The sequence below is a fragment of the Paraburkholderia megapolitana genome (genome assembly GCF_007556815.1).
Lineage (GTDB): Bacteria > Pseudomonadota > Gammaproteobacteria > Burkholderiales > Burkholderiaceae > Paraburkholderia > Paraburkholderia megapolitana.
In genome coordinates, this window is record NZ_CP041743.1 from 1165362 (window position 1) to 1183093 (window position 17732).

A 17732-nucleotide genomic window follows, 5' to 3' on the forward strand; every position below is an offset into this window, starting at 1 on the left:
GGCATGAGTCACGCTACCGATGCCAGTCGCATGATTCCATTATTTGCGAAGCCGCAAATATCCATTTCCAGATCCAGAAATTTACGAAAATTACGCGCCGCTGGTTGCCAATCAACCGGATCGATCTGCGTCGCATGGGGATTAGTCGATAGACGGCGATACTTTCGTTTAGCGAAACGGTGTCGACATTGCATTGCCAGGTCATCGCACTGAAGATGAAAAACTTGCAATGTTCATGACATGCCTGTCGATGCCATGCGCGGTTTATTCTAGGGCCGCTTCAACCGATTCAACCGACTCTCCGGTTAGCCCCCAACCTCACGCAGATCACTGTGAAGAACGCTACTTTGCGTCAACTCAAGACTTTCGAAACCGTTGCACGTCGCCTGAGTTTTGCCCGCGCGGCAAACGAGTTGCATCTATCGCCGCCAGCAGTGTCGACGCAGATCAAGCATCTGGAAGAGCATGCGGGCGTTGCGCTCTTCGAGCAGCTCGGAAAGAAAATCTACCTCACACCCGCAGGGCAGGAGATGCTCCACCACAGTCGCGCGATCATTCACTGCTTCCGCGAAGCCGAAGAGACTCTGGCGAAGATAAGGAGCCTCGCTGGAGGTAGCCTGAGCGTCGGAGTGATCAGCACGGGGGGATATCACTTGCCGCGGCTGCTGGCCGGGTTTTCGAACCGGAACGAAGCGGTCGAACTGGATCTGATGATTGAGAATCACGACGGTCTGCTGTGCCGTCTGGAGGAGAACCGGATCGATCTTGCCATCATGGTCGACGCACCGACGGAGTCGAAATTCATCAGCACGCCCTTCGCGCCGCACGCGTTTTTCATCGTTGCGTCGCCGCAGCATCCGCAGGTTGGCAAGCACCACATCGACCTTTCCGAACTGAGGAACGAACGATTTGTCGTGCGTGAAGAAGGTTCGGACACGTGGTATGCGATGCAGCAGTGCTTCAACGGTCGACTCGCACTGAATGATCCGTTGCAAATCAGTAATACCGAGGCCATCAAGCAAGCCGTGATCGCCGGCATGGGCATCAGTTTCCTGTCTGCCCACACAGTCGCGCTGGAATTGCAGGCCGGTGTGCTTGCCGTGCTCGATGTCGCGGGTTTTCCGGTGCTGCGAAAGTGGCATGTCGTCCACCGGGCGGACAAGCAACTGGCACCCGTCGCTCAGGCCTTCAAGGCGTTTTTGCTCGCAGAAGGTGCGACGTATGCCAGTTGATGAAGTACCGCCGGTCACCCATCGGCTGGGATTCCACTCAGGACAGAACCTGCTTGAGCAAGTCCAGGTTCAGCGCGACGATCAGGATCGTGGCGAGCGTCGCAATCACGATCGTCGTTTTGCCGGCCGCGAATGTGCCCATGACACCGCGACGTGACGAGAGCACGACGAGGGCGACCAGCGGGATCGGTAGAAAGAAGCTGAGCGCCACCTGGCTGATCACCATCGCATTGACCACATTGAAATGCAGGCCGATCACGAAAGCCGGTGCCATGGTCATGATGCGGCGCGCCCAGACCGGAATCCTGAAGTCGACGAAGCCTTGCATGATGACCTGACCAGCCATCGTGCCGACCACCGAGCTCGACATGCCCGATGCCATGAGCGAGATCAGGAAAACGGTAGCGGCGCCCACGCCAAGCAGCGGAATCAGCGAGTGATACGCCACGCTGATATCCGAAATGCCGTCCGCGGAGCGTGGAAATACAGCCGCCGACATCATCACCATCGCGAGATTCACGAAGCCGGCCATGCCGAGCGCGATCAGGACTTCGCGGTTCGAAAACCACAGGAGCCGGCTGCGTTCCGCGTCATTGCGCGCAGGGGTACGGTTCTGCGTGAGCCCCGAATGAAGGAACAGCGTGTGCGGCATGATCGTGGCGCCGATGATGCCGACGGCGAGCGTAATCGCATTGCTTCCGTGCAAACGCGGCACGATGCTACCGATCAGCGTGGCGTGCCAGTCGGGCGGCGCAATGAAGAGTTCGCACACGTAGCTCAATCCGATCACCGCGACGAGCGCCGCGATGACGAGCTCGAGCGGACGAAAACCTCCACGGTCGAGCAACAGGATGATCATCGTTACGATACCGGTGACTATCAGACCGCAGAGCAGGGACACATGAAACAGCAGCGATATGCCTAAGGCGCCGCCCAGAAACTCCGCGATATCGGTCGCCATTGCGGCGATCTCCGAGCCGCACCACATTGCCAGCACGATGGGCTTCGGGAATTGCTCGCGACACAGCTCCGCCAGGTTGCGGCCCGTGACGATGCCGAGCTTCGCGGACATCGCCTGAAACAGCATGGCGACGACGTTCGCAATGACGACGACCCACAGCAGTTCATACCCGCAAGACGAACCCGCCTGAATGTTCGTCGCAAAGTTGCCCGGGTCCATATAACCGACCGAGGCAATCACCGCGGGGCCGACGAACGGCAGAAACGCGAGTAGACCTTTGCGGCGCCCCGTCAGCACGTCGCGCACAGCGAGTTCGGTCTGTTGTGTCGCGCCCGATATCGACGCGGCGCTCGCTTGAAATAGTTTGAGTGGAAACATCGTGTGACCCTGGACTCATCGAAAGGGAACCCGGAGCAGGCAGTGCTCCGGGTGGCGACGCAATAAGACGTTGATCGAATCCGTCAAACCGGCAGGACGTCGGGCCGGCTGTTCGGGAACTTCGCGAGTGTCTCGGCCGTGATGTTCAGATGCTCCATGACCATCTTCGGCGGCGTATGGGTCAGCCAGTCCGACAACGACACTTCAGCGAAGTGATCGGCCTTGAATATCTCGAGGAAGACGAGGTCGGTGTTGCCCGTGTTTTGCACGTAGTGACCAAGGCTCTTCTTCACATAGCCGATGTCGCCGGCGCGGAAGTCGGCGGTCGCCGCTTTCGGACCTGTGTCGAACACCGTCATGCGTGCTTCGCCCTTGATGTAGTACTGCCATTCGTCGGCGTTCGGATGCCAGTGCAGCTCGCGCATGCCACCCGGGTGGATCGTGACCAGTGCGGCGGCGACGTTGGCGGACGCCGTGAAATTCCGGCTGTCGGCGATCTGCACCATGCCGCCTTTGGTGCGCTTTGTCGGCGGCAGATCGCTGAGCGAGAAGATGAACGGATGGGCAGGCTGGCCGAGCGGTGTCTGCACCGCGCGTTGGGCAGCATTCAACGGTCCGGGGTCATCGCCCTGGAAGATCCATAGATTGTCGACGGGGATGTTTTTGAACGCGTCCGCGGTGACGTTGAAGTTGGCGGCGAGCACATCGGGTGGCGTATGCGCGATCCAGTCGGTCAGCAGCAGCGTGTTGAATTCGGAGGCGTGGCCGTTATCGAACGCGAGCAGAAATTCCGCACCCGTAGGCCCCAGACCCTGCAGTGAATGCGGCAGGCCTGGCGGGAAGTACCACAGGTCGCCGGTCTTTACGTCGGCCACCTGCGGGCGACCTTGTTCGTCGAGGATCGTGATGCGGCACTTGCCGTCGAGCATGATCGCCCACTCGGCTTGCTGGTGCCAGTGCATCTCGCGGATGCCGTTAGCGGCGAGGCGCATGTTCACGCCGGAGATGTCTTCGGAAATCGCGAAGTCGTCTTGCGTCACTTCGCGCGCCCAGCCGCCATTCTGAAAGCGCGTGTGCGCATTGTTGAACGAGGCCCAGAACAGCGGCATGCCATTGATGTCCGTCGCAGGCGGATTCTGAAACGAAGGAAACTGACCGGCTAGTGCCGGATTTTGCGGGCCAGGATCGTTCAGGCTCGTCGGGCTCTTTGCGTTGATCTGCCCTTCGGGCGGCCGGTCCGGATTGCCGAACGAAGCAGCTTTGGCCGAAGCGGCCACGCCGAGCGCCGCAGCGGAAGCGGCCGCGCCCACGAGTATTTTGCGTCGTGACAGGTCAGTCATGATTCGTTACCTCTCGGGATTCAAGTTTTAAAAAGAAACCGCGCACGAGTCGTGTTACCAGGCGATGGCAATCGACATCGTCCTGATTGAACTGATCAAGAGCTTGTTAGCGCGGCAGTGTCTGGATGACGATGGCCGGAACTGAGGGTGTGGTACCCAGATCTCGAAGGTGGAATCGTCGGTTCGGATGCGGCTGTATCGAGCGGCATCCTTGAGGAAATACTAGTGAGGTGCGCGGCGTTACGACAGTCAAACTTCTTGAACGAAACGATAAGTCAAACGTTAACGTTCTGGATGGAGAAGTCCTTGCCGGCTTCGATACGCGGCAGACTCACGCGAATGCCCGTGCCATGCGTGGGCGGTTCGAAATAAGTGGCGCGGCCACCGTGCATCACGGCGATCTCTCGCACGATGCTGAGGCCGAGGCCGGCTCCCGAGCCATGGCGCGTATAGCGCGAGAAAGACTCGAACATCTGGTCCCGCCACGCAGGCGGGATGCCTGGGCCGGTGTCGGCGAATTCCATCAGAACATGAGCGGCTTCCGTCCTGACGGTCACCGTGAGCGTAATGGCATCGCCGCCGTGCTTGATCGCGTTTTGCACGAGGTTGACGATGACCCGCTTGAGCGAAGCGGCGTCACCGGAAACCTCGAGTCGCTCGGTACCGCAGACAAATTCGACGTCGTGGCCCGCGGCGAGAACAACGGGCGCGAGATCGGCCAGTGTTTCGCTGACCAGCGCGACGAGGTTCAGCGGTTCCATGCGCGGTATGGTGCTTTTGAGCGCCTGGAGATCAAGCAGCGCGTCGGTCAGCTCGCCGAGACGCTCGACGTCCTGCTCGAGCTTCACCTTCAGCGGCCCGCTCTCCAGTGCGTCGAGACGTGCCCGGATGATGGCGACCGGTGTGCGCAATTCGTGGGCCGCGTTTGCAATGAAGCGATCCTGCTGTGCGCGTCCGGCGTCGAGGCGTTCGAGCGCGGCATTGAATGCGCGCACCAGCGGCGCAATCTCACGCGGTAGACCCTCTTCGGGCAGACGCAGACCCTGACGATTGATGTCGACGTAGCGTGCAAGCTGCACGACGTCCTTCAGCCTGCGCAGCGCCAATGCAACCACAACCGGAATGGCCACGATATTGACGAGCAGCAGGGGCAGAAAAAACGGCGCTTCCAGATACTGCAGCACGGCGATGCCGGCGCCTTTCCAGATCGGCATCAGCGGGCCGCCGCCATAGACGATCTGCGCCTCGCCGAGATGCGTACGCATCGTCTTGAACTTGCACGAGAGGTTGTCGTGCTCGCTGATATCCGTGACGTCTCCGCTGAAAAGACGGGGCAACGTGGCGACTATGGATGCGCATGGGGCAGAGACCTGCCCCATGCTGACCTGATCGCCGCTCTGGTCACGCACGATGAACCACAATCCAGGCGCTTCACGCTTGAGCGCTTCGAGCTCCGCGGTGGACTTCAGAACGAGACGACCACCGGATGTGCGCGACACTGCTGCGACGATGGTGCTGTCGATACGCCCATCCATCACATAGCCGGAAAGATCCCACTGCAGAAAATTCGTCAGCGTCAGCAGCCCCGATGCAATCGCGACAGTCAGCAACGTCCCGATCAGCGTCACCGAAATGCGCTGGGTAATGGACAGGTTCCGCAGATATTTCATTCTGTCGTGGACAGTAGATAACCGATGCCGCGAACCGGCCGGATCTCGACACCGGCGCCGCGCTGCGCGAGTTTGCTGCGCAGGCGGGAGATGTGCGTGTCCAGCGCGTTCGAATGAATGTCTTCGTTCAGACCATAGACACGTGCGACGAGCTGATCGCGTCGTACCGTTTTGCCTGCGCTTTCGACGAGTGCCTGTAGTGCGAGCAATTCGCGCCTCGGTAGATCGAGTGGCTCGCCATGAATGGTAGCGACGAGTGAAACAAGGTCGATTTCGAGCTCGCCCACGGTGATCTTATGCGTCTGCATGACCGGTGAGCGGCGCGCGAGTGCACGCAGGCGTGCGGTCAGCTCGTCCATCGAAAAGGGTTTGGCCAGATAGTCGTCGGCGCCTGCATCGAGCCCTTCGACGCGTGCCGTGATTTCGCTTGCCGCCGTTAAAACGATGACTGGAATGCCCGGAACCGCTGCGCGCAGATCGGGAATGACGGTCAGCCCATCGCCATCGGGCAGACCCCGGTCGAGGAGTACCACCTTGTACTGACACTCGCGAATCGCATAGCGTGCCTGGCTCAGCGTCGACACGCAATCGACGGCGATGTTGCGCTTGTCCAGCGCATTCTCGATCGCGGAGGCCAGTTCGAGTTCGTCTTCGATGAGCAGGATACGCATGGGTGGCGGGTGGGTTGCAGCGAAGGGTCGACTGCATTGTGAGTCGTCGGCGAGCCGGTGGCAACCGCGCATTCGTGCCTTCCGCAAGGCGCGAGGACAGGTAATGTTCCCACAATGTTGGGTCGGTAGAATCCGCAGCGTCGTTGCACCATCACTCTCGGACGCCGGCCGTTGTGGCTGTGCGCCTCGTCGTTACACGCCCGTGCGTTCATGCACGCCGGGTAGTTTTACTGTCTCCGGATATCTCTGATGAAGTTACGTTCTGCTTTTTACCTTGTCCTGGCGTTGGCCGGTTTTGCTGTTTCGTCGGCTGCTTTCGCCGACGGTTACGACGTCACGGTAGGCGCCGGCGTCGACCTCGCTCCGCGGTATCTCGGCAGCAACGAGTATCACTTCACGCCGATCCCGTACCTCAATGTGGTGACGCCGGTAGGCATCTACATCGACACGACGCGCGGCGTCGGGTACACGCTGAATCTGCCGCACAACTTCTATATCGACGCTTCGTTGAACTATGCCATCGGTCGCAAGGACAGCAACGAGTCGTTCGGAAGCGGTTCGGACACGCTGCGCGGCATGGGCGATGTACCGAATGCGCTAATCACGTCCCTGACGGCGGGTTACCGTTTCGCGAATGTGGGCTCGGTAAGCGTCGGTGCGGACATACCGCTCAGCAATCGCAGCATCGGCGATTCGTATCGCGTCGCTGTCGAGGTACCGTTGATGGTGACGGCGTCGGATGTGCTGACGACGAAGGCGGTCGCGCATATCGGCTCGTCGGATTACAACCAGACGATGTTTGGCGTAACCGGGTCGCAAAGCGCGGCCTCAGGCATCCGGAAATATAGCGTTGGCGGCGGTTTCAATGCGGTCGATGTCGGCCTGACCTGGACGCACATGTTCAACAAACATTGGTCGGTCTCGACATCGGGCGTACTGACGCGTTTCGTCGGCGATTCCGCGGATAGTCCGATTGTGCAAGGTCGTGTGTCGGCGAATCTGGCGACGATTGCGAGCTACAAGTTCTAGGTTTTGCGTCGGTCAATCGCCGCGGACAATTCGGAACCTCAACCTGGTCTTGCCGGCCAGGTTGAGGTTTTCCTTTTGTCGAACCGACACGACATCAGAGTTTCGTATGTTTAGGTAAACAAACAAAAAATGCGCGAAACTACGCATTGAAAATACACCTTCATTAATACACTCTTGTATTGCCGTTTATTCTCAAATCCAGTTAGTAAAAACTTCTGCGAACAGGCAGACAAGCACCGACCACGAGTGGCAGCCAGATCTGTCTGGCCGGCTGCTGCGTGCAGAATCAGATATCAAAAAAATGCCCTAGGAAATCTATCAAATATTCGAAAGAAATTCTGACGGAGACACACCATGACAACGATTGTGCGTGGTTCTGTGAAGAACAGTGTGATGCAGGCAATCAAGTATGCGATGTCCGGAGTGGTTCTTGTTTTTCTTGCTGCGTGTAGTGGCTCTTCAGTAGATTCATCCCCGCCCGATATCGCCGGTACCGCTGCTCAACGCTCGAATGTTGCGGGCCTCAGCGCTGCGCAGTATGCAAACGCTTTCGTCACACGGCAAGGTTCACAGTTGATGGTTGCTGGGCATCCGTTTCGGTTCTCGGGCGGGAACATCGAGTACCTCGGATTGAAGAACTACGGCCCTATACCGTCGACGTCGATACCCGTCGGTAGTTATAGCTATCCGACGCAATACGAGGTGGACGATGCGCTCGCCACCATCCATGAAATGGGCGCCACCGTGGTCCGTGCCCAGACGCTTGGCGATACGGTTGGATGTCCGCTGTGTATCGAACCGGCGCTGGGCGTGTTCAATAACACTGCATTCGCGCAAATGGATATGGTGGTTGCCGAAGCGCGAAAATACGGCATCAAGCTGATTGGCGAGTTCGATGGCGATGCAAACGGAAGTGCATCGGGCAATCAGAGTCATAACTGGTGGTGCACCTGGCGCAACATCTCCGCGGCCAGTTGCGCAGCGGCGTTCTTTACCAACGCGGACCTGATCGGAGATTACGAGCGGCACATGCAGACGGTACTGAACCACGTCAATCCGCTGACGGGTCTCGCCTATAAGGACGACCCGACGTTCGTCGGATGGGTGGATGGCAATGTACTCAATATTGCCGGGGCCACGGCGTCCAGCACCGGCCTCGTGTTTACGTCAGCGGTATCCGATCAACAATTTACTGCCTGGTTGGGGACCGTATCGGGTTACTTCAAGTCCATCGATAGCAAGCAGTTGTTCATCGACAATAGCGGAGACGTAGTCAACCTTCCGGCGTCGTCCATACTCACTGTGTCCAGCGTCGATGTGTATGGTGAGGAATGGTATCCGCACTGGTTTTCGGTTCCGGCGTACAACGAAAAGGCCACAGGCAATTCGCCAGGAATTCACTCAATCGCGGCACAGGTCGTAGCCGCCGGCAAGGTCTATGCGCTGATCGAGTACGGTTGGGACAATACCGACTATCAAACCACGACGGCACTCCAGACATTCCTGGGCGGCGTTGCTTCCGATCAAAACATAGCGGGAAACAATTTCTGGGCACTCGTCGGTCATGCGAGTGGGCAGGGATGGCTGCCGATTCCAGCGAACGAAGGATGCCAGCCGAATTGCGAAACGACCGAAGACGGTAACTGGTGGGCGCTCTACTACACGGGTATCACCACGCTTTCCAACACCGCCGCGGACATGGCTCAACGGGCCCAGATGCTGCGCAATTCCAGCTATACCGTGGATGGATTGTCTGCTCCACCTGCGCATGAACTCGTTGGCGCACCGGTGATTACTTCTACCGCCGGTGGGCACGTCGAATTTCAGGGCGCGGCGGGTTCTCCCACCTACTCTGTCCAGATGCAGCAACCCAACGGCAGCTGGTCCACGCCATGTACGAACTGCACAACCGATGCGACGGGCGGCTGGGTCGATACGAGCGCAACGGCTACGCCGTGCTATCGCGTCGTTGGCGTGAATCTGGATGGCGTTCCAGGCACACCGTCTGCGCCTGCGGGCAGCGGATGTCCGGCATCGGTGGCAAACCGTCAGCAGCCGAAGAGCGGGACGTAGTCTTTGCGTGACGGTGTCGAGAGCCGGTGCCGGGCGAGTTCGCCCGGCACCCTGATTACGTTTTTCTGCTGGCGGCAATGTTCCGACAATGTTGGTTCTGCATAATCGGGCGCTGAACAACGCCAGACATCTCGCATTACCGCATCACGTCACCATGAACCGGATCGAATCGCACGCCGCGCGACTGCTCGTCCTTGCAGCGCTCTTTGTCCTTGCCGGTTGCGCCGGTACACACGTAAAAAGTGTGCAGACCGCGCCTCTAGCCACGCAAATCCCCGCGCCGCGAACCGTTGCCGTGATCGTGGAAAACGTCGCGCCGCCGCTGCAGGACGCTTCCGCTCAAAAGCAGCAGCTCAATGACGCCAACCAGGTAATCAACCGCCTGAACGAGGGCTTGATAGCGTTCCTCAAGTCGCGAAACCTGACGATTGTCTCGCCTGCCGCACATCCCGATCTCACGCTTCACTGCAACGTACTCGAGGTTCGAGGCGGTACAGAGTGGCTGCGCATCCTGATCGGCTATGGCGCGGGTCGTGCGGCCCTGCGAACGCGCGTCACGCTGTTCGGTTCGGCTGTCACCGCGCAACCCCTGGTCATCTTCGAAACGGAGAGCACCACAGGCAAGCTCCCAGGCGCGGGTTTTGGCCTCGCGTCGAGTAACGCCGTGGCCGCCGGCGGCGCTGCGCTAAGTATTCCTGGAGGCCTGCGACAAGGCCTCGCCGCGGAAGCGAACGATAGCATCGAGCACATCGGCAACGAGCTGGGCAAGTACTTCAAGTCACAGAACTGGCCGTCCGCTGAAGCAAATAACGGGCATCTGTCGAACGAACAACGCTAGCCACAACCGGCGGCCCACCGGATATAAACAGCACCTGGTGCAATGTTTTGTATCCCCCGTACGACCGGATACATTACGACACAAAACCCCGCGCGGCTTGCGCTATAAAGCAGCCATTGCTCGATGCGGAGAATGAAATGAGTGCTGGATTGCTGCTGGGATCGTGCCACTGCGGCGCGGTCAAATTCGAGGTGCGCACGGCCGTTACGCCAGCGACGCGCTGCAATTGCAGCCTGTGTCGCCGCAAGGGCGCCATGATGTCACCGCTCGTCGACGCGGATCACCTGAGCGTACTGAGCGGCAGCGAAGCACTCACGCTCTATCAGTTCAATACACACGTAGCGAGACACTACTTCTGCCGCCACTGCGGCATCTATCCGTTCCACCAGACCCGCAAGTCGCCACATCAGTGGCGGATCAACCTCGGTTGTCTTGAAGGCGTCGATCCCTATGCGCTCGAAGCGACTGTCGCCGACGGCGCGAGCCTGTCCGTCGTGGAGGACGCATGAAGCGCCTGCTTGCCATGCTGGCCCTGATCGCGGGCGGTTTAGCGACCGAGGCGGTGTACCCGCTCAACTGCACGCTGATCGACGCTGCGCGGGTGCAGGTCAAACGGCGAAGGGTATGATTGACCGATGGAAAAGACCGACCACGTCCTGATCGTCGATGACGATCGCGGTATCCGCGAACTGCTCGCCGGCTACCTCGAGAAAAACGGCATGCGCGTGTCGCTGGCCGCGAACGGCCGCGAAATGCGCGCCGCGCTCGAGTACGGCGCCCCCGACCTGATCGTGCTCGACCTGATGCTGCCGGGCGACGACGGCCTGGTGCTGTGCAGGGAACTGCGCGCGGGCAAGTTTCGCTCGGTGCCCGTGCTGATGCTGACGGCTCGCGGCGAAGAAACCGATCGTATCGTCGGCCTCGAGATGGGCGCCGACGACTACCTGGCCAAGCCGTTCGCGGTGCGTGAGCTGTTCGCGCGGATTCGCTCGGTGCTGCGCCGCGCGCGCATGCTGCCGCCCGGCATGGAGGTCAGTGAGACCGTACAGATGCTGAGCTTCGGCGAGTGGCGGCTCGATACGACGGCCCGCCATCTGCTCGATGCAGAAGACACGATGGTTGCACTGAGCGGTGCGGAATACCGCCTGCTGCGCGTGTTTCTCGACAATGCGCAGCGCGTGTTGACGCGCGACCAGTTGCTCAATCTGACCCAGGGCCGCCAGTCCGATCCGTTCGACCGTTCGATCGATCTAATGGTGAGCCGGTTGCGTCAGCGCCTGCGCGATGTTGCGCGCGAGCCGCGTTACATCAAGACGCTGCGCAGCGAAGGCTACGTCTTCTGCGCAGCGGTGACGACGACTGAAGGTCCGCAATGAACTGGCAGTCGCTGCGGGCGGTCTGGCGTGGACCGCGTACGTTGTTTGCAAGGCTGGCGTTGATTCTCTGCGTCGGACTCGCACTGGCGCAGACCTTGTCGTTCTGGCTCACGATGACCGAGCGCGATCAGGCGACCACCAACATGATGATGGGATACATCGAGCGCGAGGTGACGAGCTCGGTGGCGCTGCTCGATCATCTGCCGCCGTCCGAACGCGCTGCATGGCTGCCGCGTCTCGCGCGACGCAGCTACCAGTTCATGCTTGAACCCGGTGCCACCGGAGCACCGCCGGACGCACGTCTGTCGGCCCGCGTGGCGGCGTCGATTGAGGACGGCATCGGCAAGCACTATGCGGTGAGTGCTAACGCCGTGCCTGGCGACAGTGAGCATTTGCAGGTGCATCTGCGCTTGAGCGACGGCACGCCGCTTACCATCGACATGCATCCGATGTCCGGGGTCCCGCTGTCGCGCTGGCTGCCGCTCGTGCTGATCCTTGAACTGATCGTGCTGGCGGCCTGCTGCTGGCTGGCCGTGCGGCTCGCGACGCGACCGCTGCACGATCTGGCGGAAGCCGCCGACGCGCTCGGCCCCGACCTGAAAGCAGCACGACTAGCGGAGAACGGACCATCCGAAGTGGCGCGCGCCGCGCGGGCGTTCAACGCCATGCAGGACCGTATTGCAACTTATATGACCGAGCGCATCCAGATTCTCGCGTCGATCTCGCACGATCTGCAGACCCCGATTACACGCATGCGTTTGCGCATCGACGTGATGGACGATCGCGAGCAGCACGCAAAACTGCGGCAGGACCTGCAGGAAATGGAAAACCTCGTGAAGGAGGGGGTCACGTATGCGCGCACGCTGCACGGTTCGGCCGAAGTACCGTGCCGCACCGATCTCGACGCGCTGCTCGACAGCATGGTGTTCGACTACGTCGACGCCGGCAAGGATGTGTCGCTGGAAGGGCGCATCGACGCGGCGCTGGTTACGCGGCCCCAGGCGTTGCGACGGATAGTCGGCAACCTCGTCGACAACGCGCTGAAGTTCGGCGGGTCAGCCGCGCTTCGCGTGACGGCGCAGCAGGAAGGGGCGGTGACGATCGCGGTACTCGATAACGGCCCGGGTATTCCGCCCGAATCGCTCGAATCGGTGTTCGAGCCGTTCTATCGCGTCGAGACGTCGCGCAACCGTCACACCGGTGGGACCGGACTTGGGCTTGCGATCGCCCGGCAGCTTGCTCTTGCGCTGGATGCGACGCTCACGTTGCAGAACCGTCCCGAAGGCGGGCTCGAAGCACGGCTGACGATGAAGCGCGCACGCTAGTAGCCGCGCGATGGTCCGCGTGCCAGCGCCGTCAAACATGCGGATTTCACCTGACTCAGTGCAGGGTCGTCGACGGCGGCCACTGCTGCGCTTCTTTTTTCTCCATACCCTTCGGCCTCGCGCGGAAATGCCTTGATCGGGTACGGATACCGGCTGTTGCAAACGCGTGCAAGATCGAGTGCCGCTCCGTGATCGGCGTTGAGGGCGGCCAATACCGCCGGTGCATTTCTCAACAGCGCGTAAGACAGGGCGTTAGCGAGATCGTAGGCAGCTCCTTCTCCTGCGGAGAGCGCCGGCGCCAGTTCGATCCAGGCAGTCTCCCCGTCACGGATGCGAGTGACAATTCCCCACCAGCGGTCATTGCGCATCAGCACGGCAACGGTTGCTTTTGCACCGCGGGCCTGAATGGATGATTGAATCCCACTCACGGTTGGCTCGACAGATACCGCGCCGGCAGCGATCGCGGGCGGACACAGCAGAGCGCTCATGAGCGTCAGGAACGACCCCAAACCGATTAACCGACAGGAAGGAAACACGAACGGAATCATGAAATCAGGCCCGGGAGGGAATTGCGGTATCCGCGCACAACGATTATCTTGCGATCGATGAGAAACGCAAACGGTTGTTCGAGCAGACCTGTTCGAGAGAACCTTCAGGAAAGCCAGATGAAAAGATCGATTCAACATGGGCTGTCGTTTGTACGTTTTCCCCACCGCCTGTGTGCAGCGCTCGCGCTGTGCATCGCATTGCCGTGCAGCGCCGCCTACATCATCGTCGACACCGGTCACACGCCGCAGCATCCGGGCGCAACCGGTGCGAGCGGCCGCGTCGAGTATCGCTACAACCTCGATCTGAGCGCCGCGGTAACGAAGGATCTGCAAGATCACGGCGACCGCGTGCTGCGCACATCCGCGGACGGCAGGGAGATCGCGCTGCAGGACCGCTCAACGGCCGCGCCCGATGCGAACTTCTTCATCTCGATTCATCACGACTCGATCCAGCAGGCGTGGATCGACGCGGGACGTCAGCGCGAATTCCGCGGTTATTCGATTTTCGTTTCGCAACGCAATCCGCACTACGAGCAGAGCTTGCGTTGCGCAAAAGCGATCGGCGAGCGGATGCTGGCCGCCGGCGAAAAACCGTCGCTGTATCACGCGACGCCGATTCATGGCGAGAACCGGCCGTTGATCGACGAGCGGCTCGGTATTCATCGCTTCGACGATCTCGTCGTGCTGAAGACCGCGCCGATGCCGGCCGTGTTGGTCGAAGCAGGTGTGATCGTCAATCCCGATGAAGAAGCGCGTCTTGCGCAACCCGATACCATTGCGCACCTCGCGCACGCGATTGCCGACGGTGTCGATGCGTGCCAGGCGCATTGAATGCACGGACACCGTGCGGGTAGCGGTGCGCAGAGCCTTATCACCAGGGAGACCTTGTCATGAAGCAACTCGCTTTGGCGCTCGTCGCCGTGTCGTTGCCGTTCGGTGCGCATGCGGCCGGCTGTGCGAAGCCGCGTAACGCGTTCGATCAGGTTTACTGCATGAGCACCCAGTTCGTGCAAACGGATCGCGACCTGAACGCCGAATACACGCGGCTCAGAAACGCGCTGCCGCCTGCCCAGCAGGATGCGCTCCGGCACGGGCAGCTTGCGTGGATCAGGCAGCGCGATACGACCTGCAGCGATGAAAAGCAGAGCGGCTACTTCGTGAACTTGCAGTGTGCGGCCGACATGACGCAGCAGCGGCTCACGTACTTGCGGCAACGCGAGCGCGAATGTACGAGTACGGGATGCGCGAACGCGAACTTCGGCGAATGACCCGCCTTCACCCCGCCGCGGAATGATTCCCCTGCGAAAGCAGCCACTCGAACATCTGCGTCACGATCGGCGAACGCGACGGGCCCGCAACCCGTGACAACCACCATGTCGTGCCTGGCAAGCGAGGATAGTCCGCTAACGTGACCAGTTCCCCTTGATCGATGCTGCCTTGCGCGACCAGACTGGAGAGACAGGCAATGCCGCGCCCGCGTAACGCCGCATCGAGCACCAACCGTTGATCGTCGTAAATCGCGTTCGTGCGATACGACGACAGTTGCTCGCGGAATATCGGTGCGTTGCTCTCGCTGGTCAGATTCTCTTCGAGGTAGATCACGCCGGTGTGCAGATGCCGCTTCGCCTGCGGCACACCGTCCAGTTGCGCAGCCAGCGCCGGGCTGCAGACAGTTACCCACTCATCCTGCAGGAACGGCACTTCGAATAACCCAGGCTGTTGCAGCGGTCGCGCGCCGATGGTCATGTCGACGTCGATCTCATCCACATAGCGCGCGCTTTCGTCGGTGGACAACAACGGACAAAGATCGGGAAGCGCCTGTTGCAGCTGCTCGAGACGCGGTTGCAACCAGCCGTGCAGCAACGACGCCGGGCAGACCAGTACCACGAGCCCAGGGTCCAGATAAGTCGCGATGCGCCCGAGCCCGCTGCGCAACGTTTCCATTGAACGCAGCACGCTGCGCTGCAGAACCTTGCCTGCCACGGTCAGCTCGACACCGCGCCCGATTCTGCGGAACAGCGGTTGCCCGAGTTGCTCTTCCAGTTGCTGGATCTGATGACTGATTGCCGACTGCGAGAGGTTCAGCTCGCTGGCTGCCCGCGAAAAATTGCCCAACCGGGCGGCGGCTTCAAAACCCATCAACAGCTTCAAGGAAGGGATGCGCGGCATGAAGATATGATAAAAATTGATTAATTAGACCAATAAACATCATTTTTCATCAAGTATAACCCGCGTCAGAATGCTCCACGTGTTGTGCTTGCTGCGGCAACCCTATCCACGAGGAGATCGAGAGATGAGCCGTTTTGACGCCCGTAACCAGCGCTATCGCATGCCCGCGGAATGGGAAACCATGGCGACCACGTGGCTCGGCTGGCCGGTCCTGAAGGACCGCGAGATGCTGTGGGGCGATCACTATCAACGGGTTTGCGAGGAATTCGCTCTGGTTGCCCGGACGATTGCCCGCTACCAGCGTTGCATCGTGACGGCTCACCACAGCCAGGCGGATACGGCGCGTGCGCTCGTCGGGGATACGGTCGAAGTCCTCGCCGTCGCGGCGGAAGACAACTGGGTGCGCGATTGCGGGCCGATCTTCCTGCAGGGCGATCAAGGTCAGCTCGGTGCGGCGGTATTCCGCTTTAACAGCTGGGGCGAGAAGTACCAGCCCTACGACGGCTGCCAGCAACTCGGGCAGGACATCGCTCGCGCGGCAGGCGCGCAGATCTTCAATTCGCACATGGTGCTGGAAGGCGGCGCCTTCTATGTCGACGGACAGGGCACGCTCGTCACGACCGAGAGTTGCCTGCTGCATCCAAACCGCAATCCGCATATGAACCGGGCGGAAATCGAAGCTGAACTCAGGCGCATGCTGGGGGTGGAGAAGATCATCTGGCTACCGGGCAATCCGGACGAAGTGGAAACCAACGGACACGTCGACGGTATTGCCTCGTTCATCGCGCCAGGCAAGATGCTGTGTCAGACGGCTAGCCCGGACCAGGGCGAGTACTTCCATGTGATGCGCGAGAACCGCCGCGCGCTGGAACTGGCCACCGATGTCACGGGCCGTCGCTTCGATCTGCTGGATCTACCGTCTCCAATCGTGACCGAACGCTATGGCTCCGAGCGCTACTGCGATTGCTACGCGAACTACATCCTGGTCAACGGCGCGGTGATTTCGACTGCGTTTGGCGTTGAACAGGATCGAGCCGCATCGGACGTATTCGCCCAGGCTTTTCCGGGGCGTCGTGTCGAATTGCTGCCGATACCGACGCTGTCGATCGGTGGCGGCAGTATCCATTGCTCGACGCAGCAGCAGCCTGCCGTTACCGCTCCTTCTGTTTAAGCCGGTTTGAACCGGGTCAAAGGAAACTTCATATGTCGCCGCGAAACATCACCGTCGCATCCGTGCAGATGGCATCGGGCAGTTGGTCTTTCGAAGAGAACATGGCGACTGCCGAGCGGTTGATCCGCGACGCTGCGGCGCAAGGAGCAAATCTCGTGCTGTGCCCAGAGCTTTTCATGATGCCGTACTTCTGTCTGGACCAGAACGTGCGTCACCTGGAGCTGGCCGAGCCGTTCGAAGGCAATCCGCGCATAGCGCATTTTGCCAGGCTGGCTGGCGAACTCGGCATCGTGCTGCCAATAGGTTTTTTCGAACGCGCGGGCAACGCCGCGTACAACTCGGTTGCTGTCGCCGATGCCGACGGCAAGGTGCTTGGCATCTATCGCAAGACTCACATTCCAGATGGCCCGGGTTATACGGAGAAGTTCTATTTCACGCCCGGGGATACCGGCTTCAAGGTATGGGACACGCGCTTCGGCAAGATCGGTATCGGCATCTGCTGGGACCAGTGGTATCCGGAGACTGCACGCAGCCTTGCATTGATGGGCGCCGAGATTCTTTGCTTTCCGACCATCATCGGGTCCGAGCCGTTCAGCCCCGACTTCGATTCCGCGGGACACTGGCAACGCACGATGCAGGGCCATGCCGCGGCCAACATGGTGCCGGTCGTTGCGGCGAATCGTATCGGTCGTGAAGTGGGATTCGGCAACGGCAATCCGCAACAGACCGCGCTAACCGGTGTGTTCTACGGATCGAGTTTCATCGCCGATCACACCGGCGCGAAACTGGCGGAAGCCAATCGCACCGACGAAACCATCCTGCTGCATACGTTCGATCTGAATGCGATCCAGGCGGACCGGCAGTCGTGGGGTTTCTTCCGCGATCGTCGGCCGGAGATGTATCGCAGCTTGCTGACGAGCGACGGTGTTTCGTCGTGCTATCGCTAGGGTG

At 60.3% G+C, this 17732-nt stretch carries 18 protein-coding genes; 12 read left to right on the forward strand and 6 right to left on the reverse strand.

What is annotated here, in order from left to right; all coding sequences use genetic code 11:
• The first annotated feature begins 326 nt into the window (after positions 1–326).
• On the forward strand, positions 327–1232 hold the full coding sequence (locus FNZ07_RS04995; protein ID WP_091012015.1) for a LysR family transcriptional regulator: 906 nt from the start codon (positions 327–329) through the stop codon (positions 1230–1232).
• A 37-nt stretch (positions 1233–1269) separates the two neighbouring features.
• Here FNZ07_RS04995 and FNZ07_RS05000 read toward each other — a convergent pair whose 3' ends face one another.
• The 4 genes from FNZ07_RS05000 to FNZ07_RS05015 form a co-directional block, all read right to left on the reverse strand.
• Positions 1270–2571, reverse strand: coding sequence for an Nramp family divalent metal transporter (locus FNZ07_RS05000; RefSeq protein ID WP_091012019.1), 1302 nt, complete (start codon positions 2569–2571; stop codon positions 1270–1272).
• An 83-nt stretch (positions 2572–2654) separates the two neighbouring features.
• A complete protein-coding gene (locus FNZ07_RS05005; RefSeq protein WP_091012023.1) occupies positions 2655–3911 on the reverse strand; it encodes an oxalate decarboxylase family bicupin in 1257 nt (418 codons plus the stop codon).
• A gap of 275 nt (positions 3912–4186) precedes the next feature.
• Positions 4187–5581 carry a sensor histidine kinase gene (locus FNZ07_RS05010; protein WP_091012025.1) on the reverse strand — a complete coding sequence of 465 codons (1395 nt, stop codon included), beginning with the start codon at positions 5579–5581 and terminating at the stop codon, positions 4187–4189.
• Positions 5578–6252 (reverse strand): response regulator transcription factor, encoded by a 675-nt coding sequence (locus FNZ07_RS05015; protein ID WP_091012027.1) that lies wholly within the window; start codon positions 6250–6252, stop codon positions 5578–5580. The genes FNZ07_RS05010 and FNZ07_RS05015 overlap by 4 nt, the downstream gene beginning before the upstream one ends.
• 249 nt (positions 6253–6501) lie before the next feature.
• On the opposite strand from FNZ07_RS05015, the gene FNZ07_RS05020 reads away from it, so the two are divergent.
• The 7 genes from FNZ07_RS05020 to FNZ07_RS05045 all read left to right on the forward strand — a co-directional run bounded on the left by FNZ07_RS05020 (position 6502) and on the right by FNZ07_RS05045 (position 12893).
• On the forward strand, positions 6502–7281 hold the full coding sequence (locus FNZ07_RS05020) for a MipA/OmpV family protein (protein ID WP_091012029.1): 780 nt from the start codon (positions 6502–6504) through the stop codon (positions 7279–7281).
• Between the two features lie 354 nt (positions 7282–7635).
• Positions 7636–9354, forward strand: a complete 1719-nt coding sequence (locus tag FNZ07_RS05025) for a glycoside hydrolase 5 family protein (RefSeq protein WP_091012032.1) — start codon at positions 7636–7638, stop codon at positions 9352–9354.
• 154 nt (positions 9355–9508) lie between these two features.
• Positions 9509–10192 (forward strand): DUF4410 domain-containing protein, encoded by a 684-nt coding sequence (locus tag FNZ07_RS05030; RefSeq protein WP_170275667.1) that lies wholly within the window; start codon positions 9509–9511, stop codon positions 10190–10192.
• Positions 10193–10329: 137 nt separating this feature from the next.
• On the forward strand, positions 10330–10701 hold the full coding sequence (locus tag FNZ07_RS05035; RefSeq protein WP_091012036.1) for a GFA family protein: 372 nt from the start codon (positions 10330–10332) through the stop codon (positions 10699–10701).
• The gene (locus FNZ07_RS34255) at positions 10698–10820 is read left to right on the forward strand and encodes a hypothetical protein (protein ID WP_266253833.1); all 123 of its coding nucleotides are present in this window, start codon (positions 10698–10700) and stop codon (positions 10818–10820) included. The genes FNZ07_RS05035 and FNZ07_RS34255 overlap by 4 nt, the downstream gene beginning before the upstream one ends.
• A gap of 7 nt (positions 10821–10827) precedes the next feature.
• Complete coding sequence (locus FNZ07_RS05040; protein WP_091012038.1) at positions 10828–11568, forward strand: response regulator; 741 nt, start codon at positions 10828–10830, stop codon at positions 11566–11568.
• Complete coding sequence (locus FNZ07_RS05045) at positions 11565–12893, forward strand: ATP-binding protein (protein ID WP_091012040.1); 1329 nt, start codon at positions 11565–11567, stop codon at positions 12891–12893. The genes FNZ07_RS05040 and FNZ07_RS05045 overlap by 4 nt, the downstream gene beginning before the upstream one ends.
• On the opposite strand, the gene FNZ07_RS05050 is transcribed toward FNZ07_RS05045, so the two are convergent.
• The gene (locus FNZ07_RS05050) at positions 12890–13441 is read right to left on the reverse strand and encodes a periplasmic substrate-binding domain-containing protein (RefSeq protein WP_091012042.1); all 552 of its coding nucleotides are present in this window, start codon (positions 13439–13441) and stop codon (positions 12890–12892) included. The two genes, FNZ07_RS05045 and FNZ07_RS05050, sit on opposite strands and share 4 nt — an antisense overlap.
• Before the next feature lie 117 nt (positions 13442–13558).
• Between FNZ07_RS05050 and FNZ07_RS05055 the strand changes: the two genes are divergently transcribed.
• A complete protein-coding gene (locus FNZ07_RS05055) occupies positions 13559–14272 on the forward strand; it encodes an N-acetylmuramoyl-L-alanine amidase family protein (RefSeq protein WP_091012045.1) in 714 nt (237 codons plus the stop codon).
• A gap of 59 nt (positions 14273–14331) precedes the next feature.
• Positions 14332–14709 (forward strand): lysozyme inhibitor LprI family protein, encoded by a 378-nt coding sequence (locus FNZ07_RS05060; protein ID WP_091012048.1) that lies wholly within the window; start codon positions 14332–14334, stop codon positions 14707–14709.
• Between the two features lie 7 nt (positions 14710–14716).
• On the opposite strand, the gene FNZ07_RS05065 is transcribed toward FNZ07_RS05060, so the two are convergent.
• On the reverse strand, positions 14717–15610 hold the full coding sequence (locus FNZ07_RS05065; protein ID WP_091012052.1) for a LysR family transcriptional regulator: 894 nt from the start codon (positions 15608–15610) through the stop codon (positions 14717–14719).
• Between the two features lie 124 nt (positions 15611–15734).
• On the opposite strand from FNZ07_RS05065, the gene FNZ07_RS05070 reads away from it, so the two are divergent.
• Together FNZ07_RS05070 and aguB are read left to right on the forward strand one after the other, a co-directional pair.
• Complete coding sequence (locus tag FNZ07_RS05070) at positions 15735–16781, forward strand: agmatine deiminase family protein (protein WP_091012055.1); 1047 nt, start codon at positions 15735–15737, stop codon at positions 16779–16781.
• Positions 16782–16813: 32 nt separating this feature from the next.
• The gene (gene aguB, locus FNZ07_RS05075) at positions 16814–17728 is read left to right on the forward strand and encodes an N-carbamoylputrescine amidase (RefSeq protein ID WP_091012057.1); all 915 of its coding nucleotides are present in this window, start codon (positions 16814–16816) and stop codon (positions 17726–17728) included.
• The last annotated feature ends 4 nt before the right edge of the window (positions 17729–17732 follow it).